This window comes from Devosia sp. (assembly GCF_035944845.1).
Classification (GTDB): domain Bacteria; phylum Pseudomonadota; class Alphaproteobacteria; order Rhizobiales; family Devosiaceae; genus Devosia_A.
In genome coordinates, this window is the sequence record NZ_DASZAW010000088.1 from 1 (window position 1) to 21,331 (window position 21,331).

Here is a 21,331-nt window from a genome sequence, read left to right on the forward strand (position 1 = left end):
ACTGGATTCGAACCAGTGTACGCTAAGCGAGCAGATTTACAGTCTGCCGGATTTAACCACTCTCCCACCCCTCCATTCAGAGCCGGAGAAACGAACGGCGCCCGTCCCCGGGCGCGTCGTCGGGGCGGTTTATGTCGGGGCGGTGAACGCCTGTCAACACCCAATCCGCCCTTTGCCCATTGTGGGGCTCGCCTTGCTGTCCGACGTCAAAACCGCTAGGGCATCCCCATGAGCCGCAACAAGTTCCCGCCCAAGCCCAAGTACGACCCCGATACCGGGCCGGTCTACCTCTATGGGCTGCATACGGTGCGGGCGGCGCTCGACAATCCCTCACGCGAACGGCGCAATCTGCTGGTCACTCCCAATGCGCTGATGCGCCTCAGGGAGACGGGTCCGGTGGAGATGCGGTTCACCGAAACCACCCCCAAAGAGCTCGACCGGCTGCTCGGCGCCGATGCCGTTCACCAGGGCGTGGCGCTGGAGGTCGAGGCGGTCAGCCGCTTCGGGCTCAACGACGTGCCCAATCCCCGGCTGGTGGTGATCCTCGACCAGTTGACCGACCCGCATAATGTCGGCGCGATTTTGCGCACCGCTTGCGCCTTCGGCGCCGACGCGGTGGTGACCACGGCGCGGCATTCGCCGCGCGAGACCGGGGTGATGGCGAAGGCCGCCTCCGGCGCGCTGGACATGGTGCCGATGATCGAGGTGCGCAACCTCGGCGACGCCATCGAGACGCTCAAGCAGCGCGGGCTGACGGTGATCGGCTTCGATTCGGAGGCTCCGGCCCCGATTCGCCCGCGTACCGACGATGCTCCGATGGCCATCGTGCTCGGCGCTGAAGGCAAAGGGCTGCGGCAGCGGACGCGCGAGCTCTGCGACGAGATGGTGCGGCTCGACATGCCCGGCCCGATCAAATCGCTGAACGTCTCGAACGCGGCGGCGATCGCGCTGTTTGCGGTGACCGCCGGCCGAGCCGGCCAGTAGGGGGCCGCGGGTAACCCGCGACCCCGGGCAAATCATGGCGTGGTGCAGCGCACCAGGTCGGTGCCGTTTACATTGAGCACGTCGGACCCCGCCTGAGAGATCTCGATGGTCTTGTCGCCGGCCTTGAGGCTCGCCTTGCCATCGGTGGCGGGCACCGCATCGACTAGTGTGATCTCGCTGCCCTGCCGGACGCTGATCTTGGTGATCACCACAATGCCGGTGCTGTCGGCCTGATCAACGGTAGCGCAGGCATCGAAGTTCGGCGCCCAGACGCCGAGATAGCCGATGGCGCTGCGGTCAGCGTTCGCAGCCATCCGCGTATCGGGCTTCAGGCCCTCGGCGGGCAGAATACCCATCGCCGGCGTGGTCATCACCGGCGCCTCGGCGGCGGCAACGGCCTCGGCGGCATCGGCCGCCCCCTTGCTCTCGGCCGGCGTCGCGGCTGCCGCAGGAGCAGCTTCAGCCGCAGCAACGGCAGCGGCAGCATCTGCGGCACCTTTGGCCTCAGCGCCGGCGGGAGCCGCAGGTGGAGCCGTTTCGGCTGCGGCTACGGCAGCTGCGGCATCAGCCGCACCGCGCTGGGCCGCGGCGCCGTCTGCGGTGGGGCTCGCGGCGGCTGCAGCGGCCACGGCGGCTTCCGCGTCGGCCTTGCCCTTGGCACTGGCGGCTGCGAGCGTCGCCTGCTTGTCGGCTTCGGCTTTCGCTGCCGCAGCCGCAGCCGCCTCGGCAGCCTTCTTCTCCTCGGCGGCTTTGGCAGCAGCAGCGGCTTCCGCGGCCTTCTTTTCTTCGGCGGCCTTCTCGGCGGCGGCCTTCTCGGCGGCGGCCTTGTCTGCCGCAGCTTTGTCCGCAGCAGCCTTATCCGCCGCAGCCTTATCCGCCGCAGCCTTATCCGCGGCTGCCTTATCCGCCGCGGCTTTATCCGCCGCAGCCTTATCGGCCGCAGCCTTCTCCGCGGCTCCCTTGTCCGCCGCTGCCTTATCCGCAGCAGCCTTATCCGCCGCTGCCTTATCCGCAGCAGCCTTATCCGCCGCAGCCTTGTCCGCCGCTGCCTTATCCGCTGCAGCCTTGTCCGCCGCGGCCTTTTCCGCCGCAGCCTTGTCGGCCGCAGCCTTATCCGCAGCGGCCTTATCTGCAGCAGCCTTATCGGCCGCAGCCTTCTCCTCGGCGGCCTTCTGCTCAGCCGCGGCCTTGTCGGCATCGGCTGTCGCTGCCGGCGCGGCAGGGGTCTCGGTGGCGGGTTTGGCGGGCGGTGGCGACGAGTTGTTGTCGCAGGCCGCGAGCAGCAGGCCCAGCGACAGGGCGACCGGCAGGGCCAGTAGATGCGTTCGTTTCATGTTGTTTCCTCTCAGAAGCTGCTGTGCCCGATGACGGGCCGCGTGAACTGTCCTGGCCGGGCCGCAGTGGCCCCTGCCCCCATCATCCGCCGGCGATCGTCACCACCACATTGACCGTGGCCGCAACGATGACCGTGTTGAAAAAGAACGAGACGACGCCGTGCAGCGTCACCAGTCGTCGCATGGCGCGGGACGTCACCGCCACGTCCGCCACCTGCGCCGTCATCCCCAGCACATAGGAAAAATAGAGGAAGGCCGCTCCGTCGGGCGGCTCATGACCGGGAAACGCGAGGCCGGCGAGCACCTTGCCGTCCTTGCCAGGCGCATCGCGGTAGTACTCGCGTGCGTAGTGCAACGCCGCCATGGTGTGCACGGTGAACCAGCCAAGCAGCACCGAGACCACACTGACCGCGATCTCCACCGGGTCGGCCCTGCCCTGCCCGTCATTGAGCGCGAGAAACAAGAAGATCACCGCCACTGCCGCGACGAGCAAGGTGACGAGAAAGATCGCCACGACCGGTGAATCGGCATCGTCGGGCCGTTGCTGCAGGAATTCAGCCGTGAGGCAGGGGAACTCGATGCGGACGAGCAGCAGGTAAACAATGAACATCGCGTTGGCGGCAACGCCCACGGCCAATTTCGGCGAGACCAGCAGGCACGCGACGAAGGCCACCGCCCCAACGCCAACACCCCAATAGAAGGCGGCGTGTCGAGGCAGGATGCGGGCAGGAACCGATGCGCTTCGTCTGCCTCCCACTGCGTCCTCTGAACCGGTGAATCACCAACCAGGCGGATATTTGCACATCGAGGATGCCACATCTAAGACAAGCCGTCGCCGCCTCGTGGGCATCTGGCAGCCGCGCCTTGCGCCATCCGCCGCCCGGTGTTATCGACCCCGTCGCGCCGGTATAGCTCAGTTGGTAGAGCAACTGATTTGTAATCAGTGGGTCGCGGGTTCAAATCCTGCTGCCGGCACCACCCCGACATCGATGCTGTCGCCTGCCCTTCAGGTTCTGAACGCAGGGCGCCGCTGTGCTATCGATTCAAGGATCGCCCGTTCGAGGCGGGCATGGAGCTTCACGACATCCAGTTCGGCTACGGCGAAGCGATGCGCCGCCGAAGCGAGGCGCTCCCGCAAGGTGGCGTTGGTCGCAAGCTGCAGCAGGCCAGCCGCATAGGCGTCGGTGTCATGTTCCTTAACGAGCAACCCGGTTTGCTCATGCTCGATGATCTCGGGAATGCCTGCGTGCAGGGTGGACACTACCGCAGTTCCCGCCGCCATGGCTTCCTGAATGGCCGTCGGCACGCCCTCGGAATCGCCGTCGGTGGCGGTCACCGAGTGCTGCATATAGATCGCGGCGGCGGACATCCTGCCAGCGATGAAATCGTGGTCTCGCCCACCGAGTAGATGCACTCGCTGGCCCAGACCGAGTTCGGCGATACGTTGCCTGCAGGCGCCTTCCAGTTCGCCTTCGCCGATGATCTCGAGGCGCAGGTGAGGCTGTCGGCGGGCCGCGACGGCAAAGGCCTCGATTGTTGTCAGCGGAGACTTCCTGGGCACGAGCCGTCCGACGCTCAAAACCAGGTCAGGATCCTTGGGCGCGGCAACGAAGCGCTGAACATCGACGCCGCTGGGGATGACCAAGGAGCGCGGGTGCGTGAGCCCGTGGGCCCCGAGGTTGTCGCGCAACGATGCAGCGACGGTGACGATGCCGTCGATCGTCCCGAACATTCGGGCGAGCCGCGCACGATAGCGCTCGTCACTTAGATCGCGGGAAGCGTCGGAGCCGCGAAAGTAGCAAAACATCGGGATGCCGAGCTCCCATGCTACCTGATGCAAGTCGGTGCCGACCCAGCCGAACTCGGCCAGGATGAAGCCGACCCGATGGCGGGCAGCGAAGCGACGGAAGCGCCGGTGCAGGGGATTGCCGGCGCCTACGGCAGCAGCGAAGCGACGCAGCAGCGTGCGGTGGGGATGAAGCATTACCGGCCTGCCGCCAGCCTGCCCCTCGTCCGTCACCTGGCGCGCGACGACAACCGACCGGCCGGCGAACAGCCGATCGAGATGGGCGCGGACAAAGGTCTCGCTGCGCTGCGACAGATTGCCGGTGGCGATGCACACCGTCATGCCCTCGGGGAGCACCGCAGCGCTCGCCTCGTCCCCGCAATACATCGCTCACCCCCAAGACCCGCTGGGCGGAGATATGGCGATTCGAACTGTCAATTGAAGCGGTTAGCGCGCGAACCGGGCTCACCGCTCGCTGCGCTTCTTCCACTTCTTCAGCACCATCTCGCGCTTCAGCCGAGACAACTGCTCGAGGAAGAACACACCATTCACCTGGTCGATCTCGTGCTGGGCGATACGGGCCGGGAGGCCTTCGAAGCGGCGCTGCTGGCGGGTGCCGGTTTCGTCGTCCCAGGCGATCGTGGCGGCGTAGGGCCGGGTGATTTCCACCTCGACGCCGGGCATTGATACCGAGCCTTCGGGGCCGGGGATGTTGGGCCCGTCGGTCGAGACGATCTCGGGATTGTAGAGCACGAGGTAGTCGCGCCTTGCCGGATCCTCGTCGGCGCTGATCACGACGACCGGCGCCAGCGCGCCAATATGCACCGCCGCGAGGCCATAGGCATTGGCGGCGCGGGTCGCCTCGAGCAGGCGGTTGCCAATGGCCCGTAGGCCATCGTCGACCGGTCGCGGCTCGGCCTTACGGGTGAGCCGCAAATCGGGATAGTCGACGATCATCGGGCTAGAGTCTCCTTCACGGATGAACGGAATCACCACTGCAATCACCCCACCAACGAATGTCATCCCAGCGACAGCTCATGGGCGCAAAGTTACAATCGCGCCCACCCACCGGCTGTCATCCCTGCGGAAGCAGGGACCCATTTCGCCTCCCGTGCCAGCTGCGAGTTGGGTCCCAGCTTTCGCTGGGATGACACCGAGTTTGGGGCGCCGTTCGGGTGGATCGATGGCGTGCATCCCAGCAGCGGAAGTCGACAACCCAGCGGCCATGAGCATTCGCTGGTGTACAGCCGGCGGGCAGGCAAAGCCCGAACCAGACAGCTCGGCTGGTGCAGCGCAGTCGTAAGCTAGAACAGCCCGCCGCGGCCCAGCGTCATATCGGTCGCGGCCGGATCCTGGCCGGCCTGAATGGCCTCGAAGGCGTTGGAGTCGACGCCGATCACCGAGGTGACGAGGTTCGGGCCGGTGCCCGGCTTGAATGCCTCGTAGATGGCCTGGTCGCCGCCATTGGCCTTCACGCCGGTACCGGGATCGATCCAGACCTGGGCCATGCCGCCGGGCATGTTGAACGGGGTCGGCGGCTTGCCCTTCAGGGCCTTGGAAACGAACTCGGTGAAGATCGGCACGGCCATTTCGCCGCCGGTCGACTGACGGCCCATGTTGCGCGGCGTATCGAAGCCGACATAGACGCCGACAGCCAGCTCGGGGGTAAAGCCGATGAACCAGGCGTCCTTGTAGTCGTTGGAGGTGCCGGTCTTGCCGGCGACCGGGCGGCCGAGGCTCTTGGCACCGGTGCCGGTGCCGCGCTGCACCACGCCCTCCATCATCGAGGTGATCTGGTAGGCGGTCATCGGATCGAGCACCTGCTCGCGGTTGTCGATGATCAGAGGTTCGCCCTGCTGGTTCCAGCTCTGCGCGGCGCAGCCGTCGCAGACGCGCTCGTCATGCTTGTAGATGGTCTTGCCGTAGCGATCCTGAATACGGTCGATCAGCGTCGGAACGATCCGGCGCCCGCCATTGGCGATGGTCGCGTAAGCCGCCGTCATCCGCATATCGGTGGTTTCGCCAGCGCCCAGCGCCATGGCCAGCACCGGGTTCAGCTCGTCGTAGATGCCGAACATCTTGGCGTAGTCGGAAATCAGCGGCATGCCGAGATCCTTGGCGAGGCGCACGGTCATGACGTTACGCGAACGCTCGATGCCGCGGCGCAGCGTCTGTGGCCCGTAGAATTGCTGCGCATAGTTCTCCGGCCGCCAGACCGAACCATCACCGTTGACGATCTCGATCGGGGCGTCGAGCACCACCGAGGCCGGGGTATAGCCGTTGTCGAGCGCCGCCGAGTAGACGATCGGCTTGAAGGACGAGCCGGGCTGCCGCATCGCCTGGGTAGCGCGGTTGAACTCGGACTCGGCGTAGGAGAAGCCGCCGACCATGGCGAGGACGCGACCGGTGCGCGGATCCATGGCGACGAGCGCGCCTTCGAGCTCGGGCACCTGCTCGAGCGTATAGGCGCCTTCGCGATCGGCGAGCTTCGACACGTAGATCACGTCGCCGGGCTTGAGGATCGAGCCGAGCTTCTTGCTCACCCATTTGATATCGGGGCCGGCAAGCGTGCCGGTGACGCGATCGGCCGAAACCTTGCCCTCGACATCGGTGGCAGGACGAAGGCCGATGCGACCCTCGTTTTCGCCCATCTCCAGCACCACGGCGAGGGTCCATTCCGGCACGTCGCTGAGCGGCTTGACCGCGTTGACGGCGACGCCCCAATCACCGGTGATATCGACACTGGCGATCGGCCCGCGGAAGCCCTCACCGTGATCGTAATTGATCAACCCATCCATCAGGGCGCGGCGTGCATAATCCTGCAGATGCGGGTCGAGCGTGGTGCGGACGCTGAGGCCGCCGCCATATAGCTCGGCCTCGCCATAGAGCTTGCCGAGCTGGCGGCGCACTTCCTCGGTGAAATACTCAGCCGAGAACAGCTGGCTGCCGGAGGTGCGCGGCTTGACGTTGAGCGGCTCGTCCTTGGCTTTCTTGGCTTCCTCCGCCGTCACGTAACCGTTCTCGACCATGCGGTCGATCACCCAGTTGCGGCGTTCGATGGCCTGCTTGGGGCGGCGGAACGGATGATAGTTGTTCGGTCCCTTGGGCAGCGCCGCAAGATAAGCCGCCTCGCTGAGCGTCAACTCATAGAGCGCCTTGTCGAAGTAGTTCAGCGCCGCAGCGGCGACGCCATAGGAGTTGAGCCCGAGGAAGATCTCGTTGACGTAGAGCTCGAGGATCTTGTTCTTCGAGAAAGTCGACTCGATGCGCAACGCCAGGATGGCTTCCTGGATCTTGCGGTCCCAGGTCTGCTCGGAGGTGAGGAGGAAGTTCTTGGCCACCTGCTGGGTGATGGTCGAGCCGCCGCCCTGAATCGAGTCATTGCCATCGATGCGGGCCATGACGTTGTCGCGCAGGGCGCGGACCACGCCGTCCACAGCGATGCCCGAATGGGTATAGAAGTCCTTGTCCTCGGCCGAGATGAAGGCGTTGATGATCAGTGGCGGAATGGTTTCGATCGGCTGAAACAGCCGTCGCTCGCGCGCATATTCGGCGAGCAGCGTGCCGTCAGCAGCATGGACGCGGGTGGTCACCGGCGGCTGATAGTCCTTCAGCACGGTGTAGTCCGGCAGCGTCGAATTGAGCTGGTTGAGATAGACGGCGCCAATCGCAACAGCACCCAGGGCGCAGAACACGCCGAAACCGAAGAGCCAGCCGAGAAGTCTGAGCATCAGATCGTGAACCTTGGAGCAGGCGCCACCGGTCCGATCGGATGAGGCGCGGAATATTGCGGAATCATACCAGACAAGGGCGGAAATGTGGACAAGGGCACCCTTTCAAGAACTTGCCGACGAATCACCTGCGACGTGGGGCGGGCCGAAGACGTCACTGCGTCGCTGCGGCGGCCTTTTGCGTGCTGTCGAAGTAATCGGCAATACCGCGAGCCAGCGCATTCACCACTCGGTCGCGCCAGTCGGACTGCTGGAGGTTGGCGATATCGGACGCATTGGAGAGGAAACCGAGCTCGACCAGCACGGAGGGGACATCGGGCGCCTGCAGCACGAAGAAATCGGCCTGTCGCACCGGGAAGCGGCGCAGCGCCACGCTCGGCTCGAGCTGGTGGACAATGGCTTCGGCGGCGAGGAAGCTGGATTTGCGCATCTCGCGCCGCATCAGATCGACCAGGATATCCATGACCGCCGGCGTCGCCTGCGGCACCGAGAAACCGGCGACGATGTCGTACCGGTTCTCGCCGTCGGCCAGCACCTTGTCCAGCACGTCGGTGGCGTTCTCATCGCGGGTATAGACGCTGGCGCCGCGGATCTGCTCGTCCTGAAAGCTGTCGGCATGCAGCGAAATGAAGATGTCGGCCTTGTTCTGGCGGGCCAGGTCGACGCGCTCGTTGAGCGACAGGTAAGTGTCGTCCTCGCGGGTCAGCGCCACATCGAAGCGGCCGGAATCGATCAGCACCTTCTGCAGCTGCAACGCAAAGGCGAGCGTGATGTCCTTTTCGTGCGTGCCGTTGGGAGCGCTGGCGCCATTGTCGACGCCGCCGTGACCGGGGTCGAGGACCACCAGCGGACGCGTGGCCGTAATCGGCGTGTGGGTGCCCGGGTCAGTAGAAGCCGTCGCCGGGGCTGCGCCCTGGTTGGCAAGCGAGGCCGCCAGATCGGACGCCACCTTGGTGGCGAACTCCTGGGGCGTCGCGGTGATAATGTCGACGACGAGGCGCGCCGGCTGGTCGGCGACGGCATCGAGGATGTAGGCCTGCTGCACCTGCGCCGGCTGGGCCAGCGTCAACAGGGTACGGGCCCTGCCCTTCTCAGCCATTTCGACGGTGTAGGCAGTGACGATACCCTTGCCCGCCACGTCGGCGGGCGCGAGGATTTTCAGTTCGAACGCCTTGACGTCAATGGCGATGCGGTTGGGCTTGTCGAGCGAAACGATGGCGAATTCGGTCGGCCCCGAAAGATCGATGATCAGCCGCGCCCGCTGCGGCGTCGCGGTGACACGCGCATCGATCACGTCGGGATAATCCTCGATCGATTCGAGCTGGGCAAAGGCGGGGCATGCGGCGAACAGACTGGCCAGGAGGACCATGACAATCGCCGCAAACCCAGCAAATCCGCGGGTATTGCCGCCGGAGCCGGCAGAGTTCAACAAAACAGCATTGCTCCCTAAAGGTGGCGCAAGACGCCAGATCACTCGGGCAATTCTGCGGCGTTACGCATCGCGCGTCGACAATGCAATAATGTGATCGATCTGGAAGCCGCCCGTACCCGTGGGTTTTGAGTTTCCTGTTGCCAATTTGCGGCAACAACCCTAAAGCGATCTTGAGGCGGCCTGCTGCCGCCACCATATGCCGGAGCGGCGCAATCGGCGCCCCTGGCCCTCTTGGTCGGCAGCGGCGGATCGGAAATCACCAGAGGTGAGCCCGGTCTGAAGTGCGGCACATTTGGCGCCTCGCGATAGAATCTCGGCCCCTCGGGGTCGAAGGACAGGCGGCAGAATTGGCTGGCCTGTTCTCAAGGAAGAGGTCTGATGGCCATCGGGCAGACAAAGAGTGACGCGATCCCGAACAGCGGTTGCGCTTTTGTCGTTGAACTCCCGGCTGCCTTCGCTCTCCAGTCTCGCGGCGGCGCGCGCGCCGTTGCTTTTGCCGGCGCCTCGCGCGCCATCCTCCTGAAACCATTCGCCTCGCATTGCGCTACGCCAGGAGGACCGGTTCGCCGGTCGATCGGTGTCGGCGCGCGACGGCGCGGAGACTTCGTCTATGGCTACAAAGCGCATGTTGGTGGATGCCATCCACCCGGAAGAAACACGGATCGTCGTCACTAACGGAAACCGGCTCGAAGAGTTCGATTTCGAATCCGCCCAGCGGCGGCAGCTGAGGGGCAACATCTACCTCGCCAAGGTGACGCGCGTGGAGCCTTCGCTCCAGGCGGCCTTCATCGAGTATGGCGGCAACCGCCACGGCTTCCTCGCCTTCTCGGAAATCCACCCCGACTATTATCAGATCCCCATCGCCGACCGCGAAGCGCTGCTGCGCGACGAGGCGCATGATGACGACGACCACGAACACGAGCACGCCGCGGCCCAGGCCAGCGCGCCGGCCGAAGTGACGTCGGAGCATGACGACGCCGAGGGCGAAGAAGAACACAGCCACATCGAGCAGGCGCCGACGAGCAATGAGCCGGTCGAAAGCGTCGGGGGTTCGGACGCGCTCGAGGACGTGCAGGAGCGTCGCCGCCCGTCGCAGCGCCGCCACCAGTACAAGATCCAGGAAGTGATCAAGCGCCGGCAGGTGATGCTGGTGCAGGTGGTCAAGGAAGAGCGCGGCAACAAGGGCGCAGCTCTCACCACCTACCTGTCGCTCGCCGGTCGCTACTCGGTGCTGATGCCCAACACCGCCCGCGGCGGCGGCATTTCGCGCAAGATCACCAATGCCGCAGACCGCAAGCGGCTCAAGGACATCGTCGGGGATCTTGAAGTGCCGCAGGGCCAGGGGATCATCCTGAGGACCGCCGGCGCCAGCCGGACCAAGGCCGAGGTGAAGCGCGACTTCGAATACCTGCAGCGGCTGTGGGAGAACGTCCGTTCGCTGACCCTGAAGTCGCAGGCGCCCTGCCTCGTCTACGAGGAAGGCTCGCTGATCAAGCGGACCATCCGCGACCTTTACAACAAGGATATCGACGAGCTGTTCGTGGCGGGCGACGACGCCTACCGCGAAGCCAAAGACTTCATGCGCATGATCATGCCGAGCCACGCCAAGAACGTGCAGCTCTACAAGGATGATGCGCCGCTGTTTTCGAAGTTCAACGTCGAAGGCCAGCTCGACCAGATGTTCTCGCCGCAGGTGACCCTGCCGTCGGGCGGCTACCTGGTGATCAACCCGACCGAGGCGCTGGTCTCGATCGACGTGAACTCCGGCCGCGCCACCAAGGAGCACAATATCGAGGACACGGCGCTGCAGACCAACCTCGAGGCGGCGGAGGAAGTCTCCCGCCAGCTGAGGTTGCGCGATCTCGCCGGCCTGATCGTCATCGACTTCATCGATATGGTGGAGAACCGCTCGAACCGGGCAGTGGAGCGCAAGCTCAAGGAATGCCTGAAGAACGACCGGGCCCGTATCCAGGTCGGCCGGATCAGCCATTTCGGCCTGCTCGAGATGAGCCGCCAGCGCATCCGCTTCGGCGTGGTCGAGAGCTCGACGCATAAGTGCCCGACCTGCCAGGGGACCGGCCTCGTGCGCTCGGTGGAAAGCCTTGCGCTGATGGTGATGCGCAACGTGGAAGACCACGTGCTGCGCAAGCCCGGCCAGTCGATCAACGTGCGGGTGCCGACCGATGTGGCGCTCTACATCCTGAACACCAAGCGCGGCACGCTCAACAATCTCGAGGCCAAGTATGGCCTGTCGATCACCATCGTCGCCGACGACCATGTCGGTCCCTCGCACTTCGCCATCGAACGTGGCGAAGCCCGCGTGCTCGATCGCAGCGAGCCGGTCGGCACACATGTGCGCGTCGACACCACCACGATCATCGACGCCGAGGCCGAAGCGGCTGATGCGCTGATCGAGGATGAGGACGACGAGGAAGAGGAAGCCGCCGCTGGCGGTGAGCGCCAGGCCCGCTCCGAGGAAGGTGGCGAGCGCTCCGGTCGGCGCCGTCGTCGCCGCCGTCGCGGTGGTGGCGAGCGCGAAGACCGTCCGCAGGGCGGCCAGCAGCAGCAGCGCCAGCCCGCCGAGGCCGCGTCGGACGACGAGTCCGATGACGGTGAAGGCGATGAGGCACCGCGCCAGGCCAACGAAGGCGCCGTTGGCGAAGACGGCGAGCCCCGCCGCCGCCGTCGCCGGGGTCGCCGTGGCGGCCGCCGCAACCGCCGCGATGGCGAGGGTGGCGAGCAGCGCGATGGCGTGACTGCCGAGCCGGCGGCGGAAGACGCCGTCGCGGCGGCCGATGCACCGGCCGTGGCGGTTGTCGCTGAAGCTGCCGCGCCTGTGGCAGCCGAGGAAGCGCCGGCAGAAAAGCCGAAGCGTGGTCGCCGCAAGAAGGCCGAGCCTGTTGCGGAAGAAGCAGTTGCCGTGGTCGCAGAGGCGCCTGCAGCTGTTGTTGCCGAAGAGCCCGCCCCGGCAGCGAAGCCGGCTCGCAGGAGCAGGAAGGCTGCTCCGGTGGCGGCCGAAGCCGCGGCAGAGGCTGCACCTGCTGCCGAGGCTGAGCCTGAGGACGCTCCGAAGGCCAAGAAGCCGCGTGCCCGCAAGCCCAAGGCCGCTCCGGCCGAAGCCGCCGCTGTCGCGCCGGCGGAAGCCGTTGCCGAGGCTGCGCCGCAGCCGGAGCCCGAGGCGGAAGCGACGCCGCGGCGTCGCGCCAAGAAGGTGATCCCGGAAGGCGAGATCGTCGTAAGTTCGGCTGCCCCGGCTGCCGCTGACGAGGAAAAGCCGGCGGAAGAGGCCAAGCCGAAAAAGGCCGGCTGGTGGCAGCGCCGCCTTGGTCTTGGCGGCTAAGCACCAGGCCCAAGGTCAAATGAAAGAAGGGCGGGATCATCTCCCGCCCTTTCTGTTTCAGCTTGTTCCCGTCAGGCAGCGCGACGGTGGGCGTTGGACTGGCGCAGCCGATGGGCAAGCACGCGGATCACTGCCAGAGCGAAAGTCGGCGCGTACTCGACCATGGCGAGGAACTGTTTCTCGCTGATCGGCACAACCACGCAATCGGTTTCGGCGATGACCGTGGCACTGCGCGGCTTTGCCTCGACCAGCGCCATTTCGCCGAAGATCTCCGACTCGCCAAGCCGTTCGACGATCGATCCGTTGACCTCGATGGCAACCGCACCGGCGCGGACAACGAAAAGCTCATCGCCATGCTCACCGCTGCGGAAGATCACCTCGCCGGCATTGTAATGGCGGCGCTCGCCACCGAGGCGGCTAAGGACCTGGAAGTCGATACTGGTGGGCTTCACGACCGCCTCCGCTCATTTGGCGGGGGAGCCTGCCGTTGCCGCCTGGGCAAGTCAAAGCCCGGACGGAAACTGTGCTAATTCAATCTAAAGTCCTGCGCGCAAGGCAAAGGACTGTTTGAACGTCAGGCCGCCTGCGGTACTGCAAGCATCTGCCGCTCACCGCGCACCATCACAATGCCGAGGATCAGGGTCCAAAGCGCCCACAGCGTATAGCTGATGGAATTGATCGCCCCGGCCAGGGGCATACCGAACGGCTCGGCCATCCCGGCAATGACGCCAAGCGCAATCGCCACGCCGGCCGCCGCGATGAAGCGATGCCGGCGGATGATCAGGACGGCGACCAACAGCGTCCAGGCGGCGGTGAACAGATAGCCGAAATGCTCGCCAACACCCATCCCGAGGTAGCGATTGGCAGCATCGAACAGGGCGACTGCCATCTGTTGCTGAGCTTGGGTCGCATCTGGCGCGACGTAGCCGGCGGCGAGCCCCGGCACGAGGATCACCCAGCGCAGGAGGCCGAGCGCCTGCACGAGCCCGGCGAGCACCCCTGCCCCGATCGACAGCGCGGCCAAATGGCGGTCCCGGTCCCAAAGAAAGAGACCGAGCCCGATCGCTGCCGGGATCATCGCCAGCGCCGCGGCCATCATCGCGTACCAGTAGAGATGGAGATCGACACCAGCGGCGGCAAAGCGGGTCAGCACCTCGCCGGCGGGATGGCGGAGGACGTCCGGGTACTCGAAGGTCAGTTGCAGGCCGGTAAAGCCGGCGGTGAAAATGAGGGGGACGGCGATCAGCAGGAGGCCGGTCGTACGCAGGTGGTTGGAAAGAACTTGGGTGGTCATCTTGAAGCTCCTTTCAGGTGTGGGGCGATAAGGCGCCGGAACAGCCGGACGCCCTGTTCTGTGTCGGATGCGGCAAACGGGGTGCCGCCGGTGTCGCGGAACACCAGCCAGAAGTCGCCGACCAGCCAGAGCAACTGGGCGAGGTCGTCGCGCGCTTCGTCATCGACGAGCGGGACCAGCACGCCGACCGCCTCGAACAGATCGATGAGGGCGCGGGTGTTGGCGATACCGGCTTCCCGGTTCTGCCGATAGGCGGTGGCCAGTTCGGGGTCGGCGTTGAGCAGCAGGGTAAGGTCGCGAAAGAAGAAGCGGTAGCGCGCCTGGATGGCAAAGTTTCCGGCCACCATTCGCTCAACCATGGCGAGGTCGGGCACGGCGCTCGCCGGGATGGCGTAGTTTTCGGCCCAGGCGGCAGTGATCCGGGTGAACAGGCCGCGGACGATCTCGGCCTTGTTCCGGTAGTGATAGTAGAGGTTGCCGGGGCTTATCGAGAGCGCCTCGGCAATGTGGTTGGTGGTGACGGGCGCCGTGCCCTGCTCGTTGAAAAGGGCCAGCGCTGCGTCGAGAATACGGGTTTTCGTGTCGGTCATGGGTCACTAGAGTATTTGCTCTAACGTCGGCTTTAGAGCTTTTACTCTAGACAGTCAAGCGTTCTCTTCTGGGATCGGAATCCGATAGGCTGCTCCTATGTCCCGCACCGAACGCCTGCTCGACCTAATCCAGCTGCTGCGCCGCCATCGGGCGCCGGTGACCGGCCCTGCCCTTGCCGACGAGCTCGGCATTTCCATCCGCACGCTCTATCGCGACATCGCAACGCTGCAGGCACAGGGCGCCGATATCCAGGGTGAGCCCGGGCTCGGCTATGTGCTCCGCCCCGGCTTCACGCTACCACCGCTGATGTTTTCGGCCGACGAGATCGAGGCGCTGGTGCTGGGCTCCCGCTGGGTGGCGCGGCGGGCCGAGGATCCGCGGCTCGGCGATGCAGCAGCGAATGCGCTGAGCAAGATCACCGCCGTACTACCCGATGAGCTGCGCGCCAGCGTCGATGGCTCGAACCTGCTGGTCGGCGGCGGCGAGGTCATCCCGGCGCAGGTCGACCTCTCGGCCATCCGCCTTGCCATCCGCGAGCAGAACAAGCTGGTGATCGCCTATCGCAATGCCGGGGGCACGGCCACCGAACGGACCATCTGGCCATTCGCTATCGGCTTCTTCGATCGGGTGCGGGTGGTGATCGGCTGGTGCGAACTGAGGACCGACTACCGGCATTTCCGGCTCGACCGCATCGACCGGATGGAACCCCTGCCCCAGCGCTATCCGCGCCGCCGGGCCGCCATGCTGAAGAAGTGGCGCGAGCGCGAGGGCATTCCGGTGCGCTGACGGCAGCCGACCACTGCCGGAAACTGTCAGTCGGCGTGGTTATCCCATCTCCATCAACAACGGAGATGTCCCATGCGCACCCTCAACTACCTGCTCCTCGCCGTCCGCGATCCGCTCAGGAGCGCCGAGCTCTACAGCAAGTTGCTCGGCCGCGAGCCGGTAGAGAAAGCCTCGAGTTTTGTGCTCTACGTGCTGCCAAGTGGCCTCAAGATCGGGCTGTGGCTGGCGGACGAAATGCACCCCAAGCCGAACGCTGCCGGCGGCGTCGAGATTTCGTTCACCGAGGACAGCAAGGACGCGGTCCGCACGACCTGCGACGAGTGGAGCAAGCTCGGTCTCAAGGTGCTGCAAGAGCCGACAGAAATGGATTTCGGCTTCACCTGCGTGCTCGAGGATTTTGACGGCCACCGGCTTCGGCCGTTCGTGCCGGGCGATAGCCCGAGGTAGGGTGGTTTAGCGGATGGGTTGATAGCCCACAGCTAACCTCCCCACCGGATGAAATCCCTGCGAAAGCAGGGACCCATTTCACCGCCCGCACCAGCCCAGAGTTGGGTCCCCTGCTTTCGCAGGGATGACACCGAGTGGGTGGGGCGGGCGGTGGCTCCAATAGGCGAACGATCTAGCCGCGCGGCCCGGGCGGAAAATGCCGATAAACCACATCCTCGGGGTCCTGGCGCGGGGCGGTATCGTCCCGCACCGCCCCGAGGCGCTGGGCCACGGCCATGGAGCGGGCGTTCTCAGGATGGAAATAGCTGACGAGGCTCGGCAACCCCAGCTCCGCGAACGCCCAGTCGCGCAGCGCGGTCGCCGCCTCGGTGACGTAGCCCTGCCCTTCGAACCCGTCATACAGCAACCAGCCCAGTTCCTTTTCGGGGAACAACGGCCCGTGGCTGATGCCGACCTGGCCAACGCACTCGGCTGTGGCGGCGACGTCGATCATCAGGCCGCCATGGCCATAGAGCGTCCAGCACGCGATATCGTGGCAGAACAGCCCCCAGGCCCTCGGTTCGTCGAGCGGCCCGCCCATGTAGGTCGAACGGGGTGAGGCCATCAGGTTGCGATAGGCTGGGAAATCGGCCTCGATCATTGGCCGGAGCACCAACCGCCCGGTCCTGAGAGTTGGGATGGCCGGCATCATCGCCTCCTGAGGAAATCACCGATGCGGTTCAGGCCCTCGTCGATCGTCGCGCGCGTACCGGCATAGGAGAAGCGCACGAAGCGATTGCCGTTCAACCGGTCGAAGTCGATGCCGGGCGTCGCCGCCACCGCCACCTCATCCAGCATCTGCATGCAGAAGCTCAGCGAGTCGTTGGTGAAGCGGGAGAAATCGACGTAGGCGTAGAACGCCCCGTCGCCTTCGCTTGCCGCGGCCAGGCCGAACTGCGCCAGCCCCTCGGCCAAGGCGTGCCGGTTCACCGCATACTGGGCCTTCTGTTCCTCGGCATATGCCCGTTCGCCCAGCGCCACCCGGCCGGCGACCTGGCTGAGGGTCGGCGCGGCAATGAACAGGTTCTGCTGCAGGATGTTGGTGCGGCGGTTGTAGCGCTCGGGCAGCACCATCCAGCCGATGCGCCAACCGGTCATGCAGTAGTATTTCGAGAAGCTGTTGATGACGATGGCGTCGTCGGTGAACTCGAGTGCCGAGACCGACGGGCCCCGGTAATCGAGCCCGTGGTAGATTTCGTCCGAGATGAACTGCACGCCGAGCCGGGCGCAGACTTCGACGATTTCCTTGAGCGCCTCGCGCGTCACTGCCGCCCCGGTCGGGTTAGCCGGCGAGGCGAACAGCAGCCCATCGAACTTTTCCCGGGCATAAGCCGCCTCGACATCGGCAGCGCTCAGCCGCCAGCCGGCGGCCGCCGTAACCGGGATTTCGACGGCCTGCATGCCGAGGGCATCGAGGGTGTTGAGGTAGGCCGGGTAGCCGGGGCGGGTCACCGCGATCCTCGCGCCGGGACCGAAGGCGCCGAGGAAAGCAAGAATGAAGCCCGAGGACGAGCCCATGGTCACCACGATGCTATCGGGGTCTACTGCCGCGCGGTGCTGCTCGCGATAATAGTCGACCAGCGCACGACGCAGTTCGATCTGCCCGGCGGAGTGGGTGTAATGCTGCGGCAGTTGCAGCGCCGCCGCAACGGCGTCGCGCACCCTTGGCGCCGGCGGCGCGCCAGGCTCGCCCGACTCCATGTGCATCACGGTGCGACCGCTCGCCTCGACGAGCTTCGACCGCGCGGTGACTTCCATCACGTAGAACGGCCTCAGGCCGGTGAGTTTTTCGGCGTTCTGCATGGCGCCTTGGCTACGGGAATTGCCGCGCCGCCTCAACAACAATTGAAGGCGCGGCGTTCGGTCCAGGCGGCGCGCCATGGCATAATCGGCTCGGTCTGCTAGACAGGGGTTCGCAGCAAGGTCGTTCCGGAGTTCGCATGTCTCGCCTCACCACCATCCTCGTGCTTGCCGTCGGTGTGCTGGCGGGCGGGCTTGGCGCTACGCTGCTGTCGGGGCCGAGGCTCGACGAAGCCGGCGCCCGGGCGATCGCCGAGGATGTGGTGGCGAAGGCCAAGCCCGAGCCTGGTCTTACCGCCTCGGCGGTGGAGACCATCGTCGCCGACCTGATCGCCAAACAGCCCAAACAGGATGTGCCGCAGCCGGTCGCGGCGCTCGAGCAGTCGACGCTCGATCCGATGATCGAAACCTACCTGCTGGGCAATCCGCGCATCCTGCAGAAAGTCTCCGCAGCGCTCGATGCCGAACTGACCGCCGAGCGCACCGCTGCGACGCGCACCGCCATGGTCGAGCTGAAGCCGGCGATCTACGACTCCGAGAACGGCATCGTGCTCGGCAACCCCAACGGCGATGTCACGCTGGTCGAGATGTTCGACTACAATTGCGGGTATTGCCGGCAGGCCCTGCCCGACCTCGCGGCGCTGCTCGACAGCGACAAAAACCTGAAAGTGGTGCTCAAGGAGTTCCCGATCCTGTCGCAGGGCTCGGTGGATGCGGCGCGGATCGCGGCGCAGGTGGCCGACGCCGATGTCGACTACTGGGCCTTCCATCAGGCGCTGTTCACCAGCCGCGGCCAGGTCGATAAGGCGACGGCGCTGAAGGCGGCGGCCGATCTTGGGCTCAACCCGATCAGCCTCGAGATGGGGATGAAGACGCCGCGGATCGACAAGGTAATCGAGGAGAGCTATCGCATCGCCGACGGGCTGAAGATCACCGGCACGCCGACCTTCATCATCGGCGACGAGATCATCCCCGGCGCCATCGGGCTCGACGCGCTGAAGCAGCGCATCGCCAATATGCGGGCCTGTGGGGCGACGGTGTGTGCGGAGCAGCCGGGCTGAGCGTAGCCGATCAACCTCTCGGCTGGTGCGAGCCGCCCCCCAGCCCCGTCCCTCCCCGCGAGGGAGAGGGAGACCAAAACACTGACGCCGGTGGGAGCGTCACCCTCCCCCTTGCGGGGAGGGGGACAGGGGTGGGGGACCGCAGCCACCGGCGGATCCTGCTCTCAGCCCACCCAGCCGCCGCAAATCCGCCCTTTTTCGTGCATTACTCCGCGCCACGCTTGCGCCCGCTGGGGGGCCAGTGCAAAAGGCACTAACCATGGCTCACCGCGTCCTCGTCCTCAACGGCCCGAACCTCAATATGCTCGGGACCCGCGAACCCCAGACCTACGGCACGCAGACGCTTGCCGACATCGAGAAGATGGCGATTGCCGAAGGCAAGACGCTCGGCCTCGAGGTCACCTGCAGGCAATCCAACATCGAAGGCGAACTGGTCACCTGGATCCAGCAGGCGATGGGCAGTTTCGACGCCATCGTCATCAACCCGGGCGCCTATTCGCACACCTCGATCGCCATCCACGATGCGTTCCGCGCCGTGGGTTTACCGGTGATCGAAGTTCACCTCTCCAACATCTACACCCGTGAGGCGTTCCGCCATCACTCCTATGTTTCGCCGGTGGCGATGGGGGTGATTTGCGGTCTGGGCGCTACCGGATATAGGCTGGCCCTCCACGCACTGGCCGAAAAACTCTAAGAGGCAGAATATGACCAAGGCGTCGTCCCCGAATGCCGATCAGGAACTGATCGAGGCCATCGCCAAGCTGCTCAACGAGCAGAACCTTGCCGAAATCGAAATCGAGCGCGAAGACCTGCGCGTTCGCGTCACTCGTTCTTATGCCAGCCAGGCGGTGCAGCAGGTTGCGGTGCCGGCCTATGCGCCGGCTCCCGCTGCGGCCCCTGCCCCAGTGGCGCCGGCCGGTTCGGCCGCCGGCATCGCGCCGGCCAATGACGACCTGAGCTCGAACCCGGGTACCCTGACCTCGCCGATGGTCGGCACGGCCTACCTTGCGCCCGAGCCGGGAAAGCCCGCTTTCGCCAGCGTCGGCACCAAGGTGTCGGAAGGCCAGACGGTGCTGATCATCGAAGCGATGAAGACGATGAACCAGATCCCGGCGCACCGCTCGGGCACTGTCACTCGCATCCTCGTCGAGGACGCCTCGCCGGTCGAATACGGCCAGCCGCTCGTCGTGATCGAGTAAGCGGCAGATGTTCCAGAAGGTCCTCATCGCCAACCGCGGCGAGATCGCGCTCCGCATCCTCAGGGCCTGCAAGGAGCTGGGCATCCAGACGGTCGCCGTCCACTCGACCGCCGACTCCAACGCCATGCATGTGCGGCTTGCCGACGAAAGCGTCTGCATCGGGCCGCCGCCGGCCAAGGACAGCTACCTGAACATCCCCTCGATCATGGCGGCGTGCGAGATCACCGGCGCCGACGCCGTGCATCCGGGCTATGGGTTCCTGTCGGAGAATGCGCGCTTTGCCCGCATCCTCACCGAGCACAAGATCACCTTCATCGGGCCCTCCGAGCATCACATCTCGATCATGGGCGACAAGATCACGGCCAAGCAGACGGCCGTCGAGCTGGGCATCCCGGTGGTCCCCGGCTCGAAGGGCGAAGTCGCCACCGAAGCCGACGCCAAGAAGACCGCCGCCGAGATCGGCTACCCGGTGCTGATCAAGGCGACCGCCGGCGGCGGTGGACGCGGCATGAAGGTCGCGCATACCGAGCTCGACCTGCTCACCGCCTGGTCGACGGCACGCGCAGAGGCCAAGGCCGCCTTCGGCAACGACTCCGTCTACATGGAGAAGTATCTCGGCAAGCCGCGCCACATCGAAGTGCAGGTGATGGGCGACGGCCAGGGCAATGCCGTGCACCTCGGTACGCGTGACTGCTCGCTGCAGCGCCGCCACCAGAAGGTCTGGGAAGAAGCCTCGGCCCCAACCGTGCCCGCCGACCAGCGCGCCAGGATCGGCGAGATCTGTGCCGCCGCGATGCGGAAGCTCAAATACTCGGGCGCCGGCACCATCGAGTTCCTGTACGAGAACGACGAATTCTATTTCATCGAGATGAACACCCGCCTGCAGGTTGAGCACCCGGTGACCGAGCGCATCACCGGCGTCGACCTGGTCTACGAGCAGATCCGCGTCGCTTCGGGCGAGAAGCTGAGCCTCGAGCAGAACAAGATCACCTTCACCGGCCATGCGATCGAAGTGCGCATCAATGCCGAGGACCCGCAGACCTTTACCCCGTCGCCGGGCAAGATCAGCTTTTACCACCCGGCCGGCGGCGTCGGGGTGCGCGTCGATTCCGCGGTTTATGCCGGCTACTCGATCCCGCCCTACTACGACAGCCTGATCGGCAAGCTGATCGTCTACGGGCGCACCCGCGAAGAGTGCCTGCAGCGGCTGCGCCGCGCGGTGGACGAGTTCGTGGTTGACGGGATCAAGACGACGCTGCCGCTGTTCCAGCGGCTGATCAAGGAGCCGGATATCATCGCCGGCAACTACGACATCCACTGGCTGGAAAAGTTCCTCAAGGACAACAAGGCCTGACAGTCAGGCGATCCCACCACTCGATGTCATCCCCGCGCAAGCGGGGATTTTCGTTTTGGAAGCCACGGTGCGAACCAAAACAGAGGTTCCCGCTTTCGCGGGAATGACCCGGTGGTCTGCGTCGCTAGCACACGCGGCTGCAACGAGCACCAG

General features: G+C 65.5%; 19 protein-coding genes and 1 tRNA gene. 9 read left to right on the forward strand and 11 right to left on the reverse strand.

Annotated features, from left to right (window positions below; all coding sequences use genetic code 11):
- Nucleotides 1–228: 228 nt before the first annotated feature.
- Complete coding sequence (gene rlmB / locus VGV07_RS17685; protein WP_326870046.1) at nt 229–984, forward strand: 23S rRNA (guanosine(2251)-2'-O)-methyltransferase RlmB; 756 nt, start codon at nt 229–231, stop codon at nt 982–984.
- A 32-nt stretch (nt 985–1,016) separates the two neighbouring features.
- On the opposite strand, the gene VGV07_RS17690 is transcribed toward rlmB, so the two are convergent.
- Nucleotides 1,017–2,318 carry a hypothetical protein gene (locus VGV07_RS17690; protein WP_326870047.1) on the reverse strand — a complete coding sequence of 434 codons (1,302 nt, stop codon included), beginning with the start codon at nt 2,316–2,318 and terminating at the stop codon, nt 1,017–1,019.
- Between the two features lie 82 nt (nt 2,319–2,400).
- Nucleotides 2,401–2,991, reverse strand: a complete 591-nt coding sequence (locus tag VGV07_RS17695) for a DUF1345 domain-containing protein (protein ID WP_326870048.1) — start codon at nt 2,989–2,991, stop codon at nt 2,401–2,403.
- Nucleotides 2,992–3,220: 229 nt separating this feature from the next.
- Here VGV07_RS17695 and VGV07_RS17700 point away from each other — a divergent pair.
- Nucleotides 3,221–3,296, forward strand: a tRNA-Thr gene (locus tag VGV07_RS17700).
- Between the two features lie 28 nt (nt 3,297–3,324).
- Here the strand turns inward: VGV07_RS17700 and VGV07_RS17705 are convergent.
- The 4 genes from VGV07_RS17705 to VGV07_RS17720 all read right to left on the reverse strand — a co-directional run bounded on the left by VGV07_RS17705 (nt 3,325) and on the right by VGV07_RS17720 (nt 9,204).
- Complete coding sequence (locus tag VGV07_RS17705; RefSeq protein ID WP_326870049.1) at nt 3,325–4,461, reverse strand: glycosyltransferase; 1,137 nt, start codon at nt 4,459–4,461, stop codon at nt 3,325–3,327.
- A gap of 108 nt (nt 4,462–4,569) precedes the next feature.
- On the reverse strand, nt 4,570–5,061 hold the full coding sequence (locus VGV07_RS17710; protein ID WP_326870050.1) for a peptide deformylase: 492 nt from the start codon (nt 5,059–5,061) through the stop codon (nt 4,570–4,572).
- Between the two features lie 347 nt (nt 5,062–5,408).
- Nucleotides 5,409–7,835, reverse strand: a complete 2,427-nt coding sequence (locus VGV07_RS17715; RefSeq protein ID WP_326870052.1) for a penicillin-binding protein 1A — start codon at nt 7,833–7,835, stop codon at nt 5,409–5,411.
- Nucleotides 7,836–7,989: 154 nt separating this feature from the next.
- On the reverse strand, nt 7,990–9,204 hold the full coding sequence (locus VGV07_RS17720) for an N-acetylmuramoyl-L-alanine amidase (RefSeq protein WP_326870053.1): 1,215 nt from the start codon (nt 9,202–9,204) through the stop codon (nt 7,990–7,992).
- Nucleotides 9,205–9,877: 673 nt separating this feature from the next.
- Between VGV07_RS17720 and VGV07_RS17725 the strand changes: the two genes are divergently transcribed.
- Nucleotides 9,878–12,607 (forward strand): ribonuclease E/G, encoded by a 2,730-nt coding sequence (locus tag VGV07_RS17725; RefSeq protein WP_326870054.1) that lies wholly within the window; start codon nt 9,878–9,880, stop codon nt 12,605–12,607.
- A gap of 71 nt (nt 12,608–12,678) precedes the next feature.
- Here VGV07_RS17725 and VGV07_RS17730 read toward each other — a convergent pair whose 3' ends face one another.
- The 3 genes from VGV07_RS17730 to VGV07_RS17740 all read right to left on the reverse strand — a co-directional run bounded on the left by VGV07_RS17730 (nt 12,679) and on the right by VGV07_RS17740 (nt 14,491).
- Nucleotides 12,679–13,059 (reverse strand): cyclic nucleotide-binding domain-containing protein, encoded by a 381-nt coding sequence (locus VGV07_RS17730; protein WP_326870055.1) that lies wholly within the window; start codon nt 13,057–13,059, stop codon nt 12,679–12,681.
- A 122-nt stretch (nt 13,060–13,181) separates the two neighbouring features.
- The gene (locus tag VGV07_RS17735) at nt 13,182–13,901 is read right to left on the reverse strand and encodes a DUF4386 family protein (protein WP_326870056.1); all 720 of its coding nucleotides are present in this window, start codon (nt 13,899–13,901) and stop codon (nt 13,182–13,184) included.
- Entirely contained in the window at nt 13,898–14,491 is a 594-nt protein-coding gene (locus VGV07_RS17740; protein ID WP_326870057.1) for a TetR/AcrR family transcriptional regulator, read from the reverse strand. The genes VGV07_RS17735 and VGV07_RS17740 overlap by 4 nt, the downstream gene beginning before the upstream one ends.
- 97 nt (nt 14,492–14,588) lie before the next feature.
- Between VGV07_RS17740 and VGV07_RS17745 the strand changes: the two genes are divergently transcribed.
- Both VGV07_RS17745 and VGV07_RS17750 read left to right on the forward strand, forming a co-directional pair.
- Nucleotides 14,589–15,278, forward strand: coding sequence for a YafY family protein (locus VGV07_RS17745; protein ID WP_326870058.1), 690 nt, complete (start codon nt 14,589–14,591; stop codon nt 15,276–15,278).
- A gap of 72 nt (nt 15,279–15,350) precedes the next feature.
- A complete protein-coding gene (locus tag VGV07_RS17750) occupies nt 15,351–15,725 on the forward strand; it encodes a VOC family protein (protein ID WP_326870059.1) in 375 nt (124 codons plus the stop codon).
- 172 nt (nt 15,726–15,897) lie between these two features.
- Here VGV07_RS17750 and VGV07_RS17755 read toward each other — a convergent pair whose 3' ends face one another.
- Nucleotides 15,898–16,416 carry a GNAT family N-acetyltransferase gene (locus tag VGV07_RS17755; protein ID WP_326870060.1) on the reverse strand — a complete coding sequence of 173 codons (519 nt, stop codon included), beginning with the start codon at nt 16,414–16,416 and terminating at the stop codon, nt 15,898–15,900.
- On the reverse strand, nt 16,413–17,567 hold the full coding sequence (locus VGV07_RS17760) for a pyridoxal phosphate-dependent aminotransferase (RefSeq protein WP_326870061.1): 1,155 nt from the start codon (nt 17,565–17,567) through the stop codon (nt 16,413–16,415). The genes VGV07_RS17755 and VGV07_RS17760 overlap by 4 nt, the downstream gene beginning before the upstream one ends.
- Nucleotides 17,568–17,704: 137 nt before the next feature.
- Between VGV07_RS17760 and VGV07_RS17765 the strand changes: the two genes are divergently transcribed.
- The 4 genes from VGV07_RS17765 to accC all read left to right on the forward strand — a co-directional run bounded on the left by VGV07_RS17765 (nt 17,705) and on the right by accC (nt 21,178).
- On the forward strand, nt 17,705–18,625 hold the full coding sequence (locus tag VGV07_RS17765) for a DsbA family protein (protein ID WP_326870062.1): 921 nt from the start codon (nt 17,705–17,707) through the stop codon (nt 18,623–18,625).
- Nucleotides 18,626–18,884: 259 nt separating this feature from the next.
- A complete protein-coding gene (gene aroQ / locus VGV07_RS17770) occupies nt 18,885–19,319 on the forward strand; it encodes a type II 3-dehydroquinate dehydratase (RefSeq protein ID WP_326870063.1) in 435 nt (144 codons plus the stop codon).
- Between the two features lie 10 nt (nt 19,320–19,329).
- Nucleotides 19,330–19,824: an acetyl-CoA carboxylase biotin carboxyl carrier protein gene (accB, locus tag VGV07_RS17775; protein ID WP_326870064.1), complete on the forward strand. Its 495-nt coding sequence runs from the start codon at nt 19,330–19,332 to the stop codon at nt 19,822–19,824.
- A 7-nt stretch (nt 19,825–19,831) separates the two neighbouring features.
- Nucleotides 19,832–21,178: an acetyl-CoA carboxylase biotin carboxylase subunit gene (gene accC / locus VGV07_RS17780; RefSeq protein WP_326870065.1), complete on the forward strand. Its 1,347-nt coding sequence runs from the start codon at nt 19,832–19,834 to the stop codon at nt 21,176–21,178.
- The last annotated feature ends 153 nt before the right edge of the window (nt 21,179–21,331 follow it).

Bases quoted from the DNA above. Each gene is read 5' to 3' on its own strand.
- accC (WP_326870065.1), top strand. From the start codon at position 19,832: ATGTTCCAGAAGGTCCTCATCGCCAACCGCGGCGAGATCGCGCTCCGC.
- VGV07_RS17735 (WP_326870056.1), bottom strand. From the start codon at position 13,901: ATGACCACCCAAGTTCTTTCCAACCACCTGCGTACGACCGGCCTCCTG.
- VGV07_RS17710 (WP_326870050.1), bottom strand. From the start codon at position 5,061: ATGATCGTCGACTATCCCGATTTGCGGCTCACCCGTAAGGCCGAGCCG.
- VGV07_RS17765 (WP_326870062.1), top strand. From the start codon at position 17,705: ATGTCTCGCCTCACCACCATCCTCGTGCTTGCCGTCGGTGTGCTGGCG.
- VGV07_RS17750 (WP_326870059.1), top strand. From the start codon at position 15,351: ATGCGCACCCTCAACTACCTGCTCCTCGCCGTCCGCGATCCGCTCAGG.
- VGV07_RS17760 (WP_326870061.1), bottom strand. From the start codon at position 17,567: ATGCAGAACGCCGAAAAACTCACCGGCCTGAGGCCGTTCTACGTGATG.
- accB (WP_326870064.1), top strand. From the start codon at position 19,330: ATGACCAAGGCGTCGTCCCCGAATGCCGATCAGGAACTGATCGAGGCC.
- VGV07_RS17690 (WP_326870047.1), bottom strand. From the start codon at position 2,318: ATGAAACGAACGCATCTACTGGCCCTGCCGGTCGCCCTGTCGCTGGGC.
- VGV07_RS17745 (WP_326870058.1), top strand. From the start codon at position 14,589: ATGTCCCGCACCGAACGCCTGCTCGACCTAATCCAGCTGCTGCGCCGC.
- VGV07_RS17725 (WP_326870054.1), top strand. From the start codon at position 9,878: ATGGCTACAAAGCGCATGTTGGTGGATGCCATCCACCCGGAAGAAACA.
- VGV07_RS17740 (WP_326870057.1), bottom strand. From the start codon at position 14,491: ATGACCGACACGAAAACCCGTATTCTCGACGCAGCGCTGGCCCTTTTC.
- VGV07_RS17755 (WP_326870060.1), bottom strand. From the start codon at position 16,416: ATGATGCCGGCCATCCCAACTCTCAGGACCGGGCGGTTGGTGCTCCGG.
- rlmB (WP_326870046.1), top strand. From the start codon at position 229: ATGAGCCGCAACAAGTTCCCGCCCAAGCCCAAGTACGACCCCGATACC.
- VGV07_RS17720 (WP_326870053.1), bottom strand. From the start codon at position 9,204: ATGGTCCTCCTGGCCAGTCTGTTCGCCGCATGCCCCGCCTTTGCCCAG.
- aroQ (WP_326870063.1), top strand. From the start codon at position 18,885: ATGGCTCACCGCGTCCTCGTCCTCAACGGCCCGAACCTCAATATGCTC.
- VGV07_RS17715 (WP_326870052.1), bottom strand. From the start codon at position 7,835: ATGCTCAGACTTCTCGGCTGGCTCTTCGGTTTCGGCGTGTTCTGCGCC.